The 21,669-nt window shown below is 39.4% G+C and carries 15 protein-coding genes; 9 read left to right on the forward strand and 6 right to left on the reverse strand.

Translation table 11 applies throughout. The features are described 5' to 3' along the window. Window positions 1-218: 218 nt before the first annotated feature. The 9 genes from FC093_RS02330 to FC093_RS24520 all read left to right on the forward strand — a co-directional run bounded on the left by FC093_RS02330 (window position 219) and on the right by FC093_RS24520 (window position 14,308). The gene (locus tag FC093_RS02330; protein ID WP_137260115.1) at window positions 219-3,269 is read left to right on the forward strand and encodes a SusC/RagA family TonB-linked outer membrane protein; all 3,051 of its coding nucleotides are present in this window, start codon (window positions 219-221) and stop codon (window positions 3,267-3,269) included. Window positions 3,270-3,280: 11 nt separating this feature from the next. Beyond that, window positions 3,281-4,831, forward strand: coding sequence for a RagB/SusD family nutrient uptake outer membrane protein (locus FC093_RS02335; protein WP_137260116.1), 1,551 nt, complete (start codon window positions 3,281-3,283; stop codon window positions 4,829-4,831). 381 nt (window positions 4,832-5,212) lie between these two features. Then, the gene (locus FC093_RS02340; protein WP_137260117.1) at window positions 5,213-5,782 is read left to right on the forward strand and encodes an RNA polymerase sigma factor; all 570 of its coding nucleotides are present in this window, start codon (window positions 5,213-5,215) and stop codon (window positions 5,780-5,782) included. 78 nt (window positions 5,783-5,860) lie between these two features. Beyond that, complete coding sequence (locus FC093_RS02345; RefSeq protein ID WP_137260118.1) at window positions 5,861-6,901, forward strand: FecR family protein; 1,041 nt, start codon at window positions 5,861-5,863, stop codon at window positions 6,899-6,901. Window positions 6,902-6,935: 34 nt separating this feature from the next. Continuing rightward, on the forward strand, window positions 6,936-10,406 hold the full coding sequence (locus tag FC093_RS02350; RefSeq protein ID WP_137260119.1) for a SusC/RagA family TonB-linked outer membrane protein: 3,471 nt from the start codon (window positions 6,936-6,938) through the stop codon (window positions 10,404-10,406). Window positions 10,407-10,426: 20 nt separating this feature from the next. After that, window positions 10,427-11,884 (forward strand): SusD/RagB family nutrient-binding outer membrane lipoprotein, encoded by a 1,458-nt coding sequence (locus FC093_RS02355; RefSeq protein ID WP_137260120.1) that lies wholly within the window; start codon window positions 10,427-10,429, stop codon window positions 11,882-11,884. A gap of 55 nt (window positions 11,885-11,939) precedes the next feature. Further along, window positions 11,940-13,172, forward strand: coding sequence for an alkaline phosphatase family protein (locus tag FC093_RS02360; protein WP_137260121.1), 1,233 nt, complete (start codon window positions 11,940-11,942; stop codon window positions 13,170-13,172). 687 nt (window positions 13,173-13,859) lie between these two features. Then, complete coding sequence (locus FC093_RS24515; RefSeq protein ID WP_137260122.1) at window positions 13,860-13,955, forward strand: DDE-type integrase/transposase/recombinase; 96 nt, start codon at window positions 13,860-13,862, stop codon at window positions 13,953-13,955. 140 nt (window positions 13,956-14,095) lie between these two features. Then, window positions 14,096-14,308, forward strand: a complete 213-nt coding sequence (locus tag FC093_RS24520) for a DDE-type integrase/transposase/recombinase (protein WP_394347966.1) — start codon at window positions 14,096-14,098, stop codon at window positions 14,306-14,308. 159 nt (window positions 14,309-14,467) lie between these two features. Here the strand turns inward: FC093_RS24520 and FC093_RS02375 are convergent, their stop codons facing one another. The 6 genes from FC093_RS02375 to FC093_RS02400 form a co-directional block, all read right to left on the reverse strand. Continuing rightward, window positions 14,468-14,767 (reverse strand): hypothetical protein, encoded by a 300-nt coding sequence (locus tag FC093_RS02375; protein WP_137260123.1) that lies wholly within the window; start codon window positions 14,765-14,767, stop codon window positions 14,468-14,470. Between the two features lie 84 nt (window positions 14,768-14,851). Next, window positions 14,852-15,292 carry a hypothetical protein gene (locus tag FC093_RS02380; RefSeq protein WP_137260124.1) on the reverse strand — a complete coding sequence of 147 codons (441 nt, stop codon included), beginning with the start codon at window positions 15,290-15,292 and terminating at the stop codon, window positions 14,852-14,854. Window positions 15,293-15,475: 183 nt separating this feature from the next. Continuing rightward, window positions 15,476-16,798 carry a TolC family protein gene (locus tag FC093_RS02385; RefSeq protein ID WP_137260125.1) on the reverse strand — a complete coding sequence of 441 codons (1,323 nt, stop codon included), beginning with the start codon at window positions 16,796-16,798 and terminating at the stop codon, window positions 15,476-15,478. Further along, window positions 16,795-18,039 carry an HlyD family secretion protein gene (locus FC093_RS02390; protein WP_137260126.1) on the reverse strand — a complete coding sequence of 415 codons (1,245 nt, stop codon included), beginning with the start codon at window positions 18,037-18,039 and terminating at the stop codon, window positions 16,795-16,797. The genes FC093_RS02385 and FC093_RS02390 overlap by 4 nt, the downstream gene beginning before the upstream one ends. Then, window positions 18,029-20,488 carry an ABC transporter transmembrane domain-containing protein gene (locus tag FC093_RS02395; RefSeq protein WP_170970969.1) on the reverse strand — a complete coding sequence of 820 codons (2,460 nt, stop codon included), beginning with the start codon at window positions 20,486-20,488 and terminating at the stop codon, window positions 18,029-18,031. The genes FC093_RS02390 and FC093_RS02395 overlap by 11 nt, the downstream gene beginning before the upstream one ends. Continuing rightward, window positions 20,454-21,656, reverse strand: a complete 1,203-nt coding sequence (locus FC093_RS02400) for a serine/threonine protein kinase (protein ID WP_137260128.1) — start codon at window positions 21,654-21,656, stop codon at window positions 20,454-20,456. Before FC093_RS02400 ends, FC093_RS02395 begins: the two co-directional genes overlap by 35 nt. Window positions 21,657-21,669 lie beyond the last annotated feature (13 nt).

Genomic DNA, 21,669 nt, shown 5'->3' on the forward strand with positions numbered 1-21,669 from the left:
TAAAGAATTGGTTTGTGTTGAACAACAGTACCGGATAATGATACCCGCTACTATACCAGAACCGCAGAATATTTTTTAATAACAAAAACGGAGCAATAAATGACAATTATAAACACATCGGCATGAAACAAAAGTGGTAAACTTACATTATGAAAACCTAAAACTAACGACATGCATTTCCTTACTTATTCTTTCACCTTCATAAACTAAACAATTGTATGAAACAGCAAAAAACTTTGTTTCTTACACTTATCCTGCTGCTTTGTACAAGCTGGCTGTTGGCGCAACAGTCCATTACAGGAACCGTTACCGACTCTATTGGTAACCGGCTGCAAAGTGTAAGTGTATTAGTCCCCGGCACTTCGGTAGGCACTACTACCAACGAAAATGGAAACTTCAGTATTACCGTACCTCAAGGTACCACGCAACTCGATTTCTCGCTGGTGGGCTACAAAAAACAAACAGTAGCTATTGGTACCAAAACCGATTTGATTGTTACTATGTTGCCAGTACCCAATGGTCTTGCCGACGTAGTGGTTGTAGGATATGGTGTACAGCGCAAGCGCGATGTAACCGGAACTATCAGCAGTGTATCGGGCGATGCGCTTAAAAACATCCCGGTGTCCAACAGTGCACAGGCATTGCAGGGGCGCGCTGCGGGTGTAAACATTGTACGCACCGATGGCGCGCCCGGCTCGGTGCCCACCATTCGCATACGCGGCACCGGTACCATCAACAGTGCAGACCCGCTGGTGGTGATTGATGGTGTTCCTGCGGGCAGTTTAAATGATGTAAACCCCAATGATATTGCTTCGATAGAAATATTGAAAGATGCTTCTTCGTCAGCTATTTATGGTACCCGTGCGGCTAATGGCGTGGTGTTGGTAACCACCAAAAAAGGCAATTTTGGGGAGCAATTAAAAGCATCCGTTAACCTGTACACCGGCACTTCCAAAGCTATTAAATATTTAGACCTGCTAACTGCGCCAGACCTTGCCATGCTGAAGAAAGAAGCATACACCAATGACGGTTTAACAGTACCCGGCATCTGGAGCGATCCGTACTACGCAACACAAAGAACCGATTGGCAGCGTGCCCTGCTGGGTACCGGCAAAACCAATAATGCCGATGTTGCTTTGAGAGGCGGCAGCAGCAATTCTACCTATAGTTTTTCCGGAAATTATTATGACGAACAAGGCTTGATTCCCAACTCGTATTTCAAGCGGTACAGTGCCCGCATCAACTCGGAGCATCGCCTGTTTAAGATAATAAGAGTAGGCGAAAACTTTTTGTATTCCAATACCCAAGGCAATGCACCGGATACCAGATCAACGCAAACGGGTACTGTATGGAGTGCTTTGCGCTTTAACCCTGCTATTCCTGTTAAGAATGAGGATGGCTCATGGGGTACTTCTAAAGCAGATAACGAACTGGGCGACATTAACAACCCGGTAATGACGGCAGTAGATCCGGATATTAAGAATACCAACAATAATATTCTTACCAACGCTTACATAGAAATAGATATAGTAAAAGGGCTGCGTGCAAGAGCCAATTTTGGTTATAGTCAAAACCAGTATGTAGGCTACAACTTTACACCGGCAGAGCCTGAGCAAACCCGCTCCATTACGCTGGCAACGCTTAGCCAGGGCGAGGCACACTCCAGCTCGTTGCTGGAAGAATATACTATTACTTACAACAATACATTTGCGAAAGACCATAGTGTAAACTTTACCGGTGGTTATTCAGCCCAAACATTCAAGTCGAGCAATTTTGGTGCATCCAGAAATGGATTCGATGATCCTTCCGACCCGTTGCGTAACTTAAATAATGGCAATCCCGCTTACCAATACAACTATGGCAGTAAGGGTGTAAAATCCGGGCTTGCCTCTTATTTTGGCCGCCTGAATTATAGTTATAAAAGCAAATATTTGCTCACGCTTACGATGCGTGCAGATGGTTCTTCCAAGTTCCCGGTTAATGAGCAATGGGGCTACTTTCCTGCTTTCTCCGCAGGCTGGCGCATTTCGGATGAAGCGTTTTTCAAAAACAACATTCATTTTATCAACGATTTAAAGCTTACCGGCGGCTGGGGTGAACTGGGCAATCAGGCGGTACCCGACCTGCAATACCTTGCCATTATTGGCACCAACCAAAACTACAATTTTGATAATACACCGGTGAATGGTGTGGCAGTAACCAGCCTTGCCAATCCCAATATTACGTGGGAGCGTGCGCAGATGACCAACATCAGCCTCGAGTTTGGATTGCTTCAAAACAAAATAATCGGTACGCTTACTTATTTCGATAAGAATACAAAGGACATGCTCATACCATATCCTTTAACCGAAACGTATGGCATTGCTGCTATTCCAAACCAAAACATAGGCACACTCAACAATCGTGGTATAGAAGTAGAGCTCAATTATCAAAATAAAGTGGGTGATTTTACTTATTCCATTGGTGCCAACGCTTCATTTATTAAGAATAAAGTAACCTTCCTATATGGCGATAAGGACAATTACATTGGTTCTGTGTTGTATGGCAGGCAGGCACTCGAAACCTCACGCACGTATGAAGGTCAGCCTATTGCATCCTTCTACGGATTTAAAACGGCCGGGTTATATCAAAACCAAAAAGAAATAGATGAGGACGCGAATATTGCTAATGATGATAAGACTAACATCAAGCCAGGTGATGTTCGTTTTGTTGACCAGAATAACGATGGAAAAATAGATGACCAGGACAGGATATACCTTGGCAATCCCAATCCTAAAGCGGTGTTTGGCATTAATGGTAATGCAGGCTACAAAAACTTTGATCTCAGCTTTTCGTTTGCCGGTGTAAGTGGTGTAAGCTTGTATAATGCCGATCGTGTAGCAGGCTTAGATGCAACCGGCGTGTTTAACTGGTATGCCGATCAACTGAACCGCTGGCATGGCGAAGGTACCAGCAATACGGTGCCGCGCTTGACCAAGGAAAACCTGCATAACAATTATCGCTCTTCCGACCTGTGGGTAGAAGACGGCAGCTATATTGCACTTAAAAACATAGCGCTCGGGTACACATTCAACCAGTTGCACGCCGGCGCTACCAAGCTGCCGGATGTAAGGTTGTATGTAAGCTGCTACAATGCTTTTTACATTACCAAATACACCGGCTTTACCCCCGAACTGGGCTATACCGATGGTAACCGCCAGCGTGGCGTGGATGTAGCGCAATATCCATCTGCCCGCACGTTTACGGTAGGTGCTTCTATTAATTTTTAAAATTGAAACTAATGAAACGAAATCATTTAATAATAGCAACCAGTGTACTGGTATTTGCCACGGCGATTGCTGGCTGTATTAAACATCCGCTGGAAACAGAACCGGCAGGAAATTATACTACCCAAAACTACTGGCGCAACCAAACCGATGTACTGGCAGGTGTGGCAGGCATTTACAACATCCTGTTTCAGGAAGATGGTGCGGGACATGGCAACTATATTTTTGAAGACCAGAGCGATGATATTTCGGTGGATGGCGACCATGACGACTACAAAGCCATCGAACGCTTTAATGCCAATCCCACACTTTATCAGATACGCACTACGTGGATATTTTCGTACGAGCAAATAGCCCGTGCCAATAATGCCATTATTTACATACCTAAAGTGCCGGTGATGGACGAAGACATCCGCACCCGCTCGATGGGTGAGGCGTATTTCCTGCGGGCGTATGCTTACTGGACATTGAATAACATTTATGGCGAAGTGCCTATTGTACTGGAAGACAATGTACTAAATGGCAATTATAATGTACCAAAAAACACCAGCGAAGAAGTGCGTGCACAAATAGAAGCCGACCTCCTAAAAGCAGCAGACATGCTGCCCGAAACGTATGGTGAAGCAGATAGAGGACGGGTAAGCAAAGGCGCTGCCTGGGGCATGCTTTGTAAACTGTACATGACATGGGAAAAACTGGATAAAGCCATTGAATACGGGCAAAAAGTAATTAGCAATGCCAACTATAGTCTGGCACCGAAATATGCCGACAACTTTACGGTAGGTACACAAATTGATAATTCCGAAATCTTGTTTGCTATCTGGAATAAAGACCAGTTTAATGCTGCTCCGGCAAACATTTATTTTACAGCACGTGCCTGGAATGGCTGGGGCTTTCATCATCCTACCGAGAACTTTGCGGAGGCATTTGAACCGGGTGATACTGCGCGCAAGAAAGCGACATTGGTAGCAGTGGGCGACTCGGTACCCAACCAATCATCCCTCATAACCATCGGACCTGCAGATGCTTACCAGATGTTTGCAGGTAAAGAAGGGCAGGAAACCGGCCGCATGTTGCCCAGCCAGTCTACTACCGGTTATAACCTGAGAAAATACACCGCCTTCAAGCCCGATGGCAGCGGACTAAACAACGATCTTAAGCAGCCGCTCCTGCGCACAGCAGATATTTACCTGCTGGTAGCCGAAGCTAAAGTAAGAACCAGCGGCGCTGGAGCCGGCGACAACGAAATAAATGTAGTGCGCAAAAGAGCAGGCTTGGGCGAAGTGCATGGTGCTGCCTTCAATGATGTGGTGCATGAGCGCCGCGTAGAACTGGGTGGCGAAAATGTTCGCTACTTCGATTTACTGCGTTGGGATAAAGTACAGCTTATTAATATGGACACGATTGTAGGCAAGCCCAAACTGGCATCGCCATTGCCGCCTTACAACAGCAGCGTAGTGGTGCCTGCACGTACCTTTACGCGTCCTAAGGATTATTACATGCCCATACCGCAGAATGTAATTGATGAAAGTAAGGGAATAATAACGCAAAATCCTAATTATTAGGACGGACTTTCATTATCAAAACAAAAGCCCCGCATTTGCGGGGCTTTTGTTTTGATAATAGCTCTTGATAAATTATAAACTCTTGATTACCGTCTATATTAATAATTCAACAAGTATAATTGCTGGCAAACAGCATATAAATTGTTTGATCTAACAAGAAGCCTTTCATAATGGAATGTAGTCTTATTGAATAAACGTCGGACTGTTTTTAGAAGATTTGAAAAAGCAAGCTAATACAATGGCAGGCACATTCATTTTGCCGATATCAAATGATAACGTATTATTATCTTTATTTCAGGGCAACCGTATCCCTTTGTAACAGCATTTTTATGGCAGATAACCAGTTTATAAGTTGGAAGTGATTTGTACTAAATCTTTACAATGCAGAACGAGTATAACATACATAATAAAGGCTCTGATGAAGAGGTATTCGCTTCTTTACTACTGTTGTATTATGAAGATCTGTATAAGTATGCATTGAAATATATAAAAGATGCAGAAGAATCAAAAGATAGTGTCAACCAGTTCTTTATTTATGTGTGGGAAAAACGTACTTTTTTTCAGTTAGCCTCCCATACCAAAAGCTATGTTATCACATCATTTAAAAATTTCCTGATCAGATCTGGCAGTTCCCTTCGCCAGAATGAGAAAAAACAGCAGCTTTATTCGCTAACGTTAGAAGATAAAGAACTGCCTTATGAAGCGTATATTTTAGCCAATCAAAAAGAAACGGAGCTTAAACAACATCTGCAAAAAGCCATTAGTAATTTATCTCCCCGCCAGAAGCAGTTGGTGCAATTAAAATTTTACGAGCATCTCAGTTATGAGGAAATCGCGGAAAAAACTTCTCTTGAACTGCGCACTGTTTACAACAAGCTGCATGAAGCTATAAAACAACTACGCCAATCCGATATTATACAACACTTGAAAAAGAACATTTTCATTTTTTAAAGTTTTTTTGAAAAAGTGTAAAAAAAACGGGTAAAAAATTGCGGCGCTTGTATTTATATAGGTATACACTGCTACGGCATGACAAATAATCGCTTTACTGTTGAAGAATTAATGCTCGATGATAGCTTTATTGGCTACTGCCTGGGAAAGGATGCTACTGATATAGAAAAATGGGAAGCAATTATTAATGTACATGCAGATTATCAGAACGTTTTTGCCGAAGCTAAGCAGTTGATTATCCTTCTGAACAGCGGACTTACACAAAACGAAATAGATAAGGAGCGGCAATGGATAATGAATGAAATCCTGAAGCGGAAAACCTTTATTATAGGCGATGAACATGAAAATCAAAAGGTTAAAAAAGTCTGGTATTTAAAGGCATCTTCCTGGGCTTATATAAGTGCTGCTGCCTGCATCTTATTCATTGTATTTATGGTTGTTCCAAAGGTGGATAACAACACTGCTGCACCTCAGCAAAAGGAGGTATTTTCTTCAATCAGTTCTTTTGGCGAACATAAAAAAGTATTGCTTCCGGATAGTACCACTGTTATGCTCAACAGCAATAGCAGTATAAGCTGGAACAGCGATTACAACAGTACAAACAGGCTCCTTTCTTTAAGAGGAACTGCTTTCTTTAAAGTGGCTAAAAATCCCCACAAACCTTTTATAGTTCAGTCGGGTACTTTGTTTACAACAGCTTTAGGAACTGCTTTTTATGTACAGCAATCCGCTGCTGATAATACGGTAGCGGTTTCGCTGCTGGAAGGGAAAATCAGCGTTGAAGCATCCAAAAATACTGATAAAAGTATTGTGTATCCAGGCCAGCAAATAATATACAGCAAGGCAAGTGCAAACTTGCAAAAGCAATCTTTTGATACCCTTTTTCTTCATCAATTGCTTACCGATGAGATTTCTTTTACTCAGGTAAGACTGAAAGAAGTAATGGCCCAACTGGCAAAATGGTACAATGTAAATATTGAAGTACAGAACCCTGCATTGAAGGATAAATTAGTAACGGGTGTTTATAAGGATATATCTCTTGAAGATCTGCTGAAGGTGCTCAGCTTCAGTATGCATTTTACTTATACAAAGATTGGTAACACTATTATTATTCAATAGAAATTCAATTACATCAAGACTCCAATTTTATCTTATGAGAACAAGTCAGAAGTATCTAAAACTTTTTCCTAAAGGTTTACCAACTGTTATCGCAGTAGTGAGTTGCCTGTTGCTGATAATGCCTGCCAAAGCACATGCTGAACAGAAAAAGAAAATTGGCCTGAACAATGCAACTTTTGAAACGGTGATTAAAGAAATTGAGAAAGTATTCTCGGTAAATTTTACTTACGACGCAGCCATGAAACAGCTGCAACAAAAGGTGTCACTGCAGCAAAAGGAAAGAACACTTGCGGAGGTGCTGTCTGAATTGGCAAAACAAGTGAATGTAAAGTTCATCAGGGCCGGAAACTTAATTGGCATACAGGAAAAGACTGCTCTTTACCAGTTAAGTGCTTATGAAAGTCCTGCGGTTGCAGGCGCACCGCCTTTCCTGCTGAAAGGAAGGATTATAGATGAAAAGAAAAACATTGCTGTTGCCAATGCAACCATACACGTGAAAGACTCGAAGACCTATACAACATCGGATGAAGATGGTAATTTTTCGATTGAAGTATTACAGGGCGATGTATTGGAGATCACTTCTGTGGGGTATGCTGCTAAGGAAGTAACTATTGGTAATAGTAATGAAATAATAATTAACCTGAGCAGCAGTGAAAACCAGTTGAATGAGGTGGTAGTTACTGCCTTAGGCATTAAAAAAGAAAGAGCTAAAATAAACTATGCAACACAGGAAGTAAAAGGCGAAAGCCTGCAAAAAGCAAAAGAGGCAAACGTTATTTCCAGCTTAACCGGAAAAGTAGCAGGATTAACGGTTGTTAATAAATCTACGCTGTATGAAAACCAGGATGTAAGGGTTCGCGGGGAGGCAACATTAGTAGTAATTGATGGGGTGCCTACCAATACCAATTTCTGGAATATTAATGCAGATGACATAGAAAGTGTAACCGTATTGAAAGGCACTGCTGCTGCCGCTTTATACGGCTCTCTTGGGGTGAACGGTGCCATTATGATTACTACAAAGAAAGGTAAAGGTGGCAGCAATGGCTTAGAGGTAAGTTTTAGCAGTACCAACCAGTTTCAGGCGGGATATATAGCTATACCAAAAACACAACAGGAGTACGGTATGGGCTGGAGTGGTTATTATGCTTATATAGATGGCCAGGGTGGTGGCGGCTGGTACGATAACTACGGTTATGTGTGGGGGCCTAAACTGAATGTAAAAGACCCGAATACTGCAAGTGGCTATGCAGAGTATCCGCAGTATAATAGTCCCTACAATCCTGATTCATTATACACATTTACACAAGCAGGCTATACCGGTCAAAGCCATTACAAACCAATGCCCTGGGTAAGCCGCGGTACCAATAATCTGAAAAATTTTTTACGTAATGAGTTTTTAACAACAGATAACATAAGCGTAGCAGGTAAAACAGATAGAACTGATTATAGAATATCAGCATCGCATGTATATCAAAAAGGCCAGGTGCCGAATACGCATCTTAACTCTACCACATTAACGGTAGCCGGCGGCTTAAAAATTTCAGACAAATTAAGGGCGGAAGCTACGATATCTTACAATAAACAGTATACACCTAATTATCCCTCGAGTGGTTATGGTCCCAGCAATTTCTTTTACAATATTCTTTTATGGATGGGACCAGATGTGGACATCCGTGATATGAAGAACTACTGGCAACCGGGCAAAGAAGGCATACAACAGTTAACCTACAATTACTCGTGGTACAATAATCCCTATTTCATGGCAAATGAATACCTGAACAGTTACAATACAGATGTAATAACTGCACAGGCAAATGCTACTTATTCTTTTTCAAAAAATCTGAACTTATTGGTACGTACCGGTGCTACTGTAAATAATGTATCAGAAGATACTAAAACGCCTTATAGCTTTATCAATTACGGAACTTCAAAAGCGCCGTTTGGCCAATATGCAATTGACCGTCGTGGAACAGTGCGTATTGTGTCTGACGCATTGCTTACTTATCAGAACAAGTTTGGCGACTTTGATGTAACTGTTTCCGCAGGTGCCAGTTCCCGGTTCGACCAGGCAAACGGATTATATTCCAATACGGTAGGCGGCCTGGCAGTGCCCAACAATTACACACTCGCTAATACGCGCGATCCTTTAAACTCCACCAACTATCTTAATGAAAAGCAGTACATGAGCTTATTTGGCTATTCAGATATATCCTATAAAAACATTGTATATCTAAGTCTTACCGGTCGTAACGACTGGACTACTGCCTTGCAAAAGCCGAATAACTCGTTCTTCTATCCGTCGGCAGGTTTGGGGTTGATGGTTTCTCAATTGGTGAAATTGCCCAGTGCAATCTCCTGGCTAAAATTGCGTAGTGCATGGGCAAATGTCTCATCAGATGTGAATCCTTATTATACACTGCAAACTTACAATAGAGGCATACGCTGGAATGGCGTGCCATCGCTCGATGTGCCATCTACTTTAATCAATCCGGATATACGGCCGCAAACAACCATTTCACAGGAATATGGTGGAGAAATCAAGTTCTTAAAAAATCGTATTGGTCTGGATGTTACTTATTATCGCTACCTGAATAAAAACTTTGTTGTGGATGTTCCGCTTTCGCAGGCATCCGGTTATAGTTATCGCAGGGTAAATGCAGATGAAATACTTAAAAAAGGTATTGAAATAGTGCTTTCAGGAACAGCAATAAAAACAAAAAATTTTCAGTGGAATATAGTTGCCAATTACAGCCGCATACGTAATACAGCAAAATCTTATTATGGCGGCGACAGTATAAGAAACGGGGTGAAAATAGGCGAGCGCAACGATGTGTACAGAGGTTATGCCTGGGAACGTTCTCCGGATGGCCGGCAGGTATTCAGTAATGGCTTGCCGCAATACATTAACCAGATTGTAAATCTTGGCTATTTAAACCCTGATTGGGAGTTTGGTATCATCAACAGTATTTCTTACAAAAACTTCAGCCTTAGCTTTACATTCGACGGACAAATTGGTGGTTACATGTTCAATGGAGTAGAAGCCAAAATGTATGAAGGTGGTATGCACCCGGTTACTGCTAATCATTACCGCGATGAAGCTTACAACGGTGAAAAAACATATTTAGTACCGGGCGTTGTGGTAACAGAAGGGGAAGTTACTTACGATCAGCAGGGCAACATTACGAGCGATACCAGAAAGTTTGCTGCAAATGAAACCAACGTCAATTACATTGACTACATATTTGCGCAGTACACGAATGGCGTAGATGAGTCTGTGTTATACAAACGCACATTTGTAAAGCTGCGTGAGGTTGTTTTTAGTTACAATATACCGGCTACTTTATTCAAAAAAGCGCCTTTTAAAGCTGCAAGTATCGCTCTTACAGGGCGCAACCTTGCATTGTTTACCAAGGTACCTTTTATGGATCCTGAATCATACACCGGTACTACACTCGCAGAGCCTACCTACCGGAATATTGGCGTTAGTGTAAACTTTACTTTCTAACCTTCTTAAACAAATTCTTCATGAAGAACTATAAACTATTTATATACATTTTTGCTGTTGCTGTAGCGTTGCAGCTTACCACTTCCTGTAATAAATATGATTATTACCAAACCAATCCCAACAATCCTTCGCAGGCTACGCCGGCTTTATTATTAACCGATATATGCGTGCGTGTTTTTGTGCACGATGGTTTGCCCATGGCTTATGCCAGCAGGTACCTGGCGTATTATGAAAGACCGGATGTGAATGCCAATTATGGATGGGGGGCTGCCAGTTTTGATAACTACGATATTCTGCGACAGGTAGAACAAATGAATACACTTGCCATAGCCAGTAATGAAGTGAACTACCAGGCAATTGCAAAACTGTTCAGAGCTGTTTTATTTTCGCAGCTTACAGAAACTTTCGGGGATATTCCTTACGCCGAAGCGTTGAAAGTAGATGAAGGCAATAACACTCCTGTATACGATGCACAGGAAAGTATATATGTAGGAATTTTGAAGGAATTGGATGAAGCCAACAGCCTGTTTGATGCAACGCAAAACACCATTTCAGGAGATATAATTTTTGATGGCGATATCAGCAAGTGGAAGAAGTTTACCAATGCATTCCGCTTACGGTTACTGATTCACTTAAGTAAAAAAGAAGATAATACGAACCTGAATATCAAACAGCAGTTTCAATCTATTATCAGCAATCCGGCAATGTATCCGCTAATGGAAAGCAACGATGATAATGCCCAGATTGTATTTAATAAAACAGCTGCTAACAATTCTTATCCTGGTTTTCAAAGCAACTCTTTACAAACCTCTATTTCGATGGAGCAAGGCTTTGTTGATAGTTTGAAAGTTTTTGCAGATCCAAGACTGTTTAAAGTAGCTGCCCCTGTTTCCGGATTACCAGCAGGTAATTTTAGCAGTTATGAAGGTGTGAATGAAGGGCTTACCGTAGGTGAAATGCAAACGGCTTCTGCCGATGCTTCCCGCATTGCGCCGCGGTATTGGCAAGATCAGATAAACGAACCCATGATGCTGCTCGGCTACCAGGAGCAGGAGTTTTTGATAGCAGAAGCCATTAGCAGAAACTGGATTTCAGGTGCAGGCACGGCAGAGGAACATTATAAAAATGGCATTGTTGCTTCCATGCAGTTTTATGGTGTGCCCGATGCTGATATACAAAACTATCTTGCAACGCCCAAAGTAAAGCTTGCAGCAGCAACGGCCTTACAACAGATAGCAGTACAAAAGTATTTCTCCATGTTCATGCAGGCTGGCTGGGAGCCTTTTTATGAGCAAAGGCGTACAGGCATTCCTGTATTTAACGTAGGCGATGGCACTTATAACGATCAAAGAGTGCCCAGGCGCTGGCTGTATCCGCAGAATGAATACAATGTAAATAAGGCAAATGTAGATGCTGCTGTTCAGCGGCAATTTAATGGTGATGACGACATTAATGGCGTAATATGGCTTTTGAAGTAGCTGTGCTTTTTATATTTTTCTATAGCAAGATTTTGTAAATTAATATCAGATTATAATGATTAAAAAAACTTTGTTCCAGATGCTGATGTTTTGTGTCATCAGCACAACGGCTTTATTTGCACAAAAAGTAAAAAAAACCGTATTTATTATTGTGGATGGTATTCCGGCTGATGTAGTAGAAAAGCAACCAACGCCTAATCTTCATGCCATAGCAAAAGAAGGTGGTTATACACGTTCTTATGTAGGCGGTGTTAAAGGTGCTTATTCCGAAACACCAACTATTTCGGCTGTAGGCTACAACAGCCTGCTTACCGGCACATGGGTTAACAAACATAATGTTTGGGACAATGATATAGCCGAACCTAATTATCATTATCCAACGGTATTCAGACTTCTAAAAGAAAGCTATCCGCAAAAGAAAACTGCTATTTTCAGTAGTTGGCTGGATAACCGTACCAAACTGGTTGGCGATGAATTGGCAGCTACAGGCAATATAAAAATAGACTATCATTTTGATGGGCTGGAACTGGATACTATCCAATATCCGCATGATCAAGCCAGGGACTTTATGAGCAATATTGATGAAGCGGTTTCGCAGCAGGCAGCTACTACGATCAAACAGGACGCACCGGATCTCTCGTGGGTATATCTTGAATATACAGATGATATGGGGCACATGCATGGCGACAGCCCTGAATTTTATAAAGCAATAGCGCTGGCAGATAAACGGGTAGGATATATTTGGGACGCTATACAGTATCGTCAGAAGAACTTTAATGAAGACTGGTTGATTATTGTAACCACAGATCATGGGCGTACAGCAGAAACAGGTAAGGGCCACGGCGGACAAAGCGACCGGGAAAGAGATGGCTGGATATTTACCAACGCCAAAAACCTGAATGAACAGTTTGGTACACCACAAAGTTCTATAGTAGATATCCTGCCTGCCATCATCAGGTTTATGGACATTCACCCTTCGCAAAAACAAGCATTTGAGATGGATGGCTTGCCCTTTATTGGTAAGTTATTATTTGCAAAACCCCGGATAAAAATGGAAAATGGCAGTCTTCATGTTGACTGGAAAAACCTGGCTAAAGGTGAGATGACGATTCTTGCATCTACAACCAACGAGGTAAAAACAGGCGGAGAAGACCATTATAAAGTATTGGCAACAGTACCGCTTGCACAACAATCTGCCACTATAAAATTAGATAATCTGCCTTCTGATTTTTATAAGGTTGTTTTACAATCCGGTAATGAAAATTTCAATTATTGGATTAAAAAGTAATACTGACTTTAGTTACAACTGCGTGCAATTCTATCAATAATATTGCTATTACTGTTTACGGGCCTGGTTATGCTCTCTGCTGATCAGAAAGCTTATGCTGTTGCCCTAAATCAAATAATGATTACGTTTATATAGCTATTATTAATAAATATAAATTTCAAAAAAAGTGAACTGCAAAAAGCAATACAGCGAACAAGCAATGCCATAAGGTAAACATCGAATCGCAAAAATGCTCTTACTTTGTTGCTATTGATTATTTTTAATTTTTACAAATACAAATAGCGGGATACTTTTTGCTTGCCATGGATTGCTACTCTTCAATAGACGACCAGGAACTGCTGCACCGTTTGAAAGCAGAAGAAAATGCTTTTACGGAAATGTATAACCGCTATTGAAAGCCTTTATTTGCTGTTGCTGGTTCTGTTGCACCTGTAATTGAATTGTAAGGGTAAGGATTACATTTGTAAGATGTTCAGAGGGTATTGTTTTCCTAAAGAGGTTATCCTGCAAGCGGTATATTGTAAATTAAGGTTTAGTTTGAGTTACCGGGATGTGGAGGAACTATTTTCTATTCGGGAGAGTAACAGTTGACCATGCTAGTATTCAAAGATGGGTATATAAATATTTTCTCCCCTGATGAAAAAGATTTTTCAAAAAAGAAAGAAGACAGTCGGGGATAGCTGGTGAATGGATGAAACCTATATCAATGTAAAGGGCGCGTGGATGTATCTGTACCGGGCAGTAGATAAGGAAGGCAATTACAGTGGAATTCCTACTCACTAAAAGAAGAAATAAAAAGGGCTGCTCATCTATTCTTGCTTAAAGCCATTACATAACAACGGTAAACCTTAAACCATCAATTTGATAAGAGTAGTGCTAATAAGCAAGCCATACGAACTTACCACAAAAGAACATGGTCCAGAATAAAGATCAGGCAATGTAAGTATTTAAATAACCGGATAGAAGGGAACCATCGGTTTGCCAAATGGCGAATGCGTAACGTGCCTGGATTTAAAAACTTTGAGCCTGCTTCACGAACATTAACAGGCATCGAAATAGTACGAATGATTAAGAAGGAACAAGTAGCCTCTCCTATGGCTACTTATTTCAAAATGTTCTGTTCTCTGGGTGTATAAAATGTAATAGTCAGAACTTAATACAATCTTTTGGGATCTATACCAACAGATGCAGCAGTGCCATTAATGAATTCAATATCATAATAACATATCGGAATAAAATACTTTCTTCTCTGATATATCAGAGAAGAAAGTATTTTATTCCGATAATATCCCTCCCTATTTTTCACCTAGGAAAGTGCCATCAGCAAGCCATTCTGCTTTTGCTTTTTGTCCATTCGCCTTTCTGAATTCTGCCTGGTACACCTTCATACCGTGCTCGCTCTCCAGTTCCCAACGGGTATTCGTTGCATTAGGATAACGGGCGCGATAATCCTGCTTTACCGGTCTTGGCACTTCGGAGGCGGGAATGTGCTGACCATCTCCACTTTTTACTGCATAAGCACTAAGACTTTCTTTGGGTGTGGCAAAGGAACCCACGGTGGCTAGCATACATGCTGCCAGAATAATTGTTTTCATAACTGTTTGCTTGTTTTAAAGATTAAATGAAAAAAATATTGTACACTGATAGTTAGATAGCTTTTGCGAAGCAGGCATTAGCTGTTACGCTCTTTCAAATTCGAGACGGCTATGTGTGGAAGGATGATCATCGTCGTTATCGTCAGCTTCGCTGCTATCCTTAAGATACAGGTGATCGTCTGTAAGGTCTTCCACATACCAGCTACCATTTAACTGGCTAAGGGGAAAGGCAGAAAAATTTATTTTTATTTCTGTGTTATTGCCATCATCAAATTTCCAGGTACCATCAAAAGTATCGCTGCCCTTTGTTGCAACAATGGTTCCGTCTTCTTTAAATGTGAACAGGAAACTACTGAAGGTTGAAGTTTCACTTCCGGTACTTACAAATGAGCCTACTGTAAAGTTGCCTGCAACGGAAGCAGCAGTAACCAGCAGTGGAGTGGAAGGATTAGTAGTTTCTTTTTTACATGCAATAAACTGTGTAGCAATCAGGCAAAGAATAAAGAAGGGAATAACCGATTTCATGAGCATCTGTATTTGTATTGTGGTATGAATATTTGGTATTTAAAAGTGCTTTGAATAATACCTTTATTCTTAGCACATATATAGGTTGTACCTGCAAATGAAAATGTAACCACTACAATAAGGTTTTTTAATAAATATCTTTGCTGCCGCTCTGGCTTATGTGTAGTTGCGGAGAGAGAAGAATCAGCTATTCAGCAACAACTCAATGAGTTTATACTTAAAATACAAATCATATTTTACCGTGGTTGCTTTTACCTGTTGTGCATACAACTGGTCTTTTGCAAGCATTAGTTCCAGCGAAGAAATATATCCTAATTTGTGTCTTTCTTCAAAAGCATTGTATGCTAACTCGCCTTGCTGTAAGGATTCAGCCTGCAATAAATATTTCTGTTTCGCAGCTATAAAATCACTCAGTAACTGCTGCGTGTTTTTTACAATTTCATTTTCAACCTCCTGCATCGTTAGCTTTGCATTGGCAAGGTTTATTTTTTCTTTCTCTACTGCCGCCCTGTTCTGGTATTTATTAAACAAAGGCACCTGCAGCAATACACCAACCGTTTTGCCAAAATTGTTATTTAATTGTTCATTCAAACGAATGTGGCTGCCACTGAGGTTTCTATCATTTAAGTTATAATTTGAAAACACATTTCCGGTAAGCGACATAGTAGGAATGAGGCTTCCTTTGGCAGTCTTTACCTTCATTGCTGCTGCGCTTGCATTATACATGCTCTCCAGCAATGCAGGATGATGCTTTAAAACTTTTTCTAATACCTCAGCAACATCAAATGCTGTATGCGCAATAGTACTTATCTCGTTCGAATCAATGTCTTTAACAGTAAATGATACATTGTTGTTGATACCGATTAAGTATTTCAATTCATTTATTGTAGCAAGCAAGTTATTTTGTGCTTCCACTATATCGGCCTGCTCACTTTTGCAACGCGTATTAATAGTATAATAGTCACTCTTGCTAAGTTTTCCAACATTTATTTTCTCCTGTACAACATCCAGTTCGTTTTGTGTATGTTGATAGTTATTTTCGATAGTAGCAATCTGCTCTCTGCTATACAATACCTTCGCATAGGCAACACTAATGGCAGCAAAGGTTTCCAGCTCTGCTTCCTTATAAGCTTGCTCATCTGCCCGTATTTTATATAAGCTACTCTTTATTGCATGGAATGCACTAAAGCCTGAAAAAATATTAAGTTGTAAAGTCACATCAAATTCGCCACCACTAAAATTTTCGCGAACAAAATTGTTTGTTACCGGATCAATATTTTTACCGGAAGAAAAAATATGTTCTGCATTGGCATATACAGCCGGCAGCAGGTTGTAAGTTGCCGCTTTCTTATCTATGTAACTGTTTTGAATATCGTTTTTACTTTTTTGAAGCGCAATATTATTGCTCTGTGCAGCAGCAAAACAATCTTCTAAAGAATATGATTGCTGTGCAATTCCCTTCAGGCAGAAAAGGCTAATTAATATAAATGGAGCACAAAACTTCATGATGGCTTCTTGTCAAAATCTTTGAATATTTTTTTAATAAAGTATCGGAATAACACAAGCTTGTCTGTAATGATTTCACCAGATACGTTATACCCTGATTTTAATTGAAAGTTTTTTGCATTGTTTAATTTGATGAAAGCATAGAACTTATCATTTTCTTTTCTAGCGGAGATATAGGTAACATTGCCTTGTATAATTCCGTATTCGAGGTGATAATAGGCATCTAACTGGAGATGGGCGCGCATTGTTGTTTTTACATATTGCATATCATTTTCTGGCAATACTACTTTTGCATAAAAGTCATTCTTGTCGGGCGAAATACTCAGCAATAAATCATTCTTATTGATGAGGTTGGTGGTTTGTTTGGAAGTAAAAATAAAATTTACAGTGCCATTTGTATTGGCAATCAGATACTGTTTAGCTAATTCGTGACTTAATAACTCCAGGTTCTCGTTTGCCTTGATTAATTCATTTTCTAAATCAATCTGTAACTGACGCAAGCTTTGGTTATTTTCTTCCAATGCTATATTTTTTAATGCCAATTGGTGTTGTTTCGACGCAAACTCATTGGCACTTAATTGTTGTTGAACCTTTTGTTTTTGTAGTTCGCTTTTTATTATATTTACCGATTCCCGTATATCATTCACCAAATCCTTACTAGCATTGTATTCTATTTTACTCAACATATCTTTCTGATATAAAATGGAATCAGCCCTGTTTCTTTCTAAAGCATTATTAAGCTTTTGTTGCTGCAGCTTGTATTGTGCATCTAAAGTAAGTATGTTGTTTTGTATATTTTGTACATCTACATTTCTATCCGAACTATTAATACTATTTTCAACACCGGTCTCGCTTTTCTTTTTGCTTAATGCAGCAAGTAATGATTGTACAGATGCCAGCTTCTTTTCCAGGTATTCTCTTTCTGCCTTTTGTGCTGTGTAAGCTCTTGAATTGGCTTCGTTATAAATCACCATCAAAGTATCACCTGTCCTAACTTTTTGCCCTTCACGTACATACATCTTTGAAAGCTGTGCTTCAAAAGGTGCCTTTAAATTGAGTTGCGGGCTCTGCGAGATAATTTCACCTTGTGCGAAGGAAACGGTATCATTGATGCGAACAGTAAACAATAAACTCATACTTATTAACACAAACAGCAACAATAACCGGAAGAACCAAAGTATAAATCTTTGTGTCTTTACCGGGTAATCTTCACCATATAATATTGCGTAATCAGTGATCATTTTTCATAAATCTTTTGTTTGTGATATAAATGTTTTCAACAACGCTCCCGTTTGTTAACATGATTGCTTTATCGAAACGTATATTATCAACCGGCTCGTGAGAAATAATAATGAAAGCACGCGTACTATCCTGGTTAATAAAAGCTTCTATTTTTTCCTTCGATTCTTTGTCAATACCTGATAGCACTTCATCAATGATAATGAGTTCTGCATCTGATAACAATGCACGCAGCAATAAAACTTTTTTGCGCTGACCTGTTGAAAGATTTCTCCCGCCTTCTGTAATTACATAATCAAAACCTTCTGCATTCTTGGATATAAAATCATGAAAACCTATTTGCCTAGAGAGCATTAGAATCTTTAAAACATCAACAGATCTGTTGAATTTGATATTGAATGACAGCGTATCATTAAATAAGATATCATCGTTACTAATCAATAAAATTTTCTTTCTCAGCGCAGCCTGGTTGTAAAAAATTGCTTTCTCATTATTGATATACACATTGCCTGCAGTGGGCGTATAAAGCATGGAGAGTATTTTGCAAAACGTGCTTTTACCTGCGCCGTTGCTGCCTTCCAATCTTATCTTTTCTCCGTCTGTAATACGAAGATTAAAGTTCTTTAAAACCGGCTTCTGAGGAACATATTCAAAGCCTACATTTTTAAACTGAATATTCTTTAGCCGAAAGTCTTTTATTTTATCTTCCTGTTCCATATTTATTTCATTGTTTACATCGGCTTTGGTTGCATCAAAATCAAGATATCTCTTTAAAATAATTTCATTTTCCTGCAGGTCAAGATTCTCATCCATGATGCTGGTAAGTGAATTAAAAATTCTGCCAGACAACGCGATGAACGTAATGATTTGCCCAACTGAAACAGATTGATTATTTACAGAACTAACAGAAAGGAAAGCAAGGATTAATACACTTGCAATAATGATGAGCAAATCTATTACTGAAGAATTTAAAAGACTGATATAGCGAACTTTTTTCTGCACCTTCATCATGCCTGCAATAGCGGGTTGCATGCGTTGTTGAAAAAGGTATTCGATGTTGAACGATTTTATCACCTGAAGTCCATCAATGTTTTCCAACACATTCGAAAACAGCCCCGACTTCTGCATAAAACGACGCTTTTCATTCTCTCTTATCCTAGGTGTAATTACCTTAAACCATATGATAAACAGAATTATAATGGCGAGAATAATCAAGCTGATCTGCCAGTTGATGATGAATAAAATAATAAGCGAATACACCGAGATGATACTATCGGTCAATATACTTGTAAAGAAGCGGGTAAAAAAGGTTTTAAGCATAAGGCTGTCTTTCATACGTTCTGTCAAATCACCCCGATTAAACGCGTGAATATACCTTATCGGATAACTGTTCAGTTTTCTTACAAATGAAGTAAGAAAATGGCTATCGAAAATATTAGAGAGTTGGATAGAAATAAAACTTTTATATACACGTATTGTCAGCTCGAAAAGTTTGAATAAACCTAACCCAACAGCAAATAAAATAACCAGGCTGGTATCATAGCTGGGTAGAATATTATCTATTAATAACTGACTGCTGAAGACAAGCATTTGTGTCATAAAAGCAGCAAACAACGCAGCAAAGATATAAATGTACCAAAGCTTCTTGTGCTGTTTCATTTCTCGAAACAATTGTATGTAAGCATTATTGTTTTCGGATGCTTTTTTGGAGGTGAATTGTTGTTTATATGTTTTATTATCAATCAATTTTACTGTTAATACCACCGGCGTTCTAACGCTTATTTTATCATCTGCTGCTTGTAAGGATTTGAATTCGTTTGGAAGCGTATTCAGTTGCAGATTATATAACAAATCCTTCAAAAAACTTACTTCAGCGTCCTTTGAAGCAAAACCAAAATTCTCTTTCAGATAAGAAAAATAAGTAAGCTTGTTAGCGACAATTGTTTCGTCCTGTTGTGTAATACTATTGGGTTGAAGATCATACAGGTCCAATTCATCTTTAATGAGTTGCTGTAATACTTCTTTGCTGCTCAGCTTATCGTAATAAGCAGTATTGGTATAGGCACGTTGCATAAATTCTGCAACGCTCCACTTCATGCGGTTGGCTTCAGCCGGATCAAGCACCAGCAACTTTTTTTCTTCGGTGCCATATATCACTACGTAGTGCAAACCACGTGCATTTTTAACAGGAAGAATACAAGGCAAAAAGGCTTCTATCTTTTTTGTATTAAACTTCAATGCATTTAAGTCTAAGAAGTTATAATCCGCTTTAAAGCAATGTTGTTCAAAAAAACTTTTAATATCCTGCAGCCATGCTCCATTTGCATCCAGTGGAACAGTAGCAGCAATATAATCCCGATCAATATTTACATGATAATAGTTAAATATTGATTTAATAACGCTGATTCCGCAATCGTTATATTTTAATTGCTGATCTGATTTTACTGGCATTATCCATTCGTTTTTTTGAGATTGCGTTATATAGTTCATGAGCATTGGCAAACCTTGCTGATGGCTTTTTAGCGACACACATTGCAATGCTATTTTTTAGCCATTCCGGAACTAAGAAACCATATTGTGACTTTGGAGGAAATTCAATTGGCTTTTCTTTTATTGCTGTTGCCAGTTCCTCCCACGTTATTCCATTAAAGGGATACGCATCATACAAAAAGGTATACAGCACAACGCCTAACTGAAAAACATCAGAGGAGAAGTCTGGCTTGCGGGTAAATTTTTTATAGGTTGTTTTTTTTATTCTTTCAGGTGGCATAAAAAAATAAGCACCACCAAAATTTATCAGTTCATCCTTTTCCAGTTCATGATGGATTGCCAAACCAAAGTCGAGCACTTTGATTTGCATCTTATTAGTCAGTATGATATTACTGGGATGTATATCACCGTGCACAATGTTTTCAGCATGAATTTTTTCAAAGGCTTCTATAATTTCAGCAGCAATATCCAACACAAGTTTTTTAGGTGTGTTCTTCTTTCTTTTTATAAACTGCGGTAAGCTGAGACCATCAACAAACTGTTGCGTAAAGTAGGTATATTTATCACGCTCAATAAAGGTATAGGCAAGAGGCGTAACACCTGTTTTACTTAAAGTCTCTAAAAAGTTATATTCTCTTTTTAACGCTTCGACGGCTTGCTCATTGGGGCGTTTCAGCAATTTAATTACAACTGTATTAGCTGAATTTAAATCAGTTGCCATATAAACATCTATATTACTATTTACATCAATAATCTTTTCTATTTTATACTCATCGAGTATGGTATTGATAGCAAATGAAGCAACTGCTGATGGCTCCTTTTCAGTATAATTTTCAGAAACTATAAAATGTCTGTACTTACTATGATTGAAAAAAGGTAAGATTATTTTTTTTACATCGATAACCGGCGTATGTACTTCTGCAGCAATTTCTGCTGTTATTTCATCCAATGTTTTAGCAACAGTAAACTTTTTAATGAATGTTTCTATGGTTGGGTTGACAAGGAAGCTACGATCGTCTTTAGTATCTCTTATTAAAATACGGTTTTGTAAAACGAAAGTATCCAACTGTATAGTTGAACATTCTTCCGGATGTAAAAACTGAATATGTTTAGAGATTTGGTAGCGCACAGGTAAAATTTTA

Origin of the sequence: Ilyomonas limi (genome assembly GCF_005233845.1) — a bacterium.
GTDB lineage: Bacteria > Bacteroidota > Bacteroidia > Chitinophagales > Chitinophagaceae > Ilyomonas > Ilyomonas limi.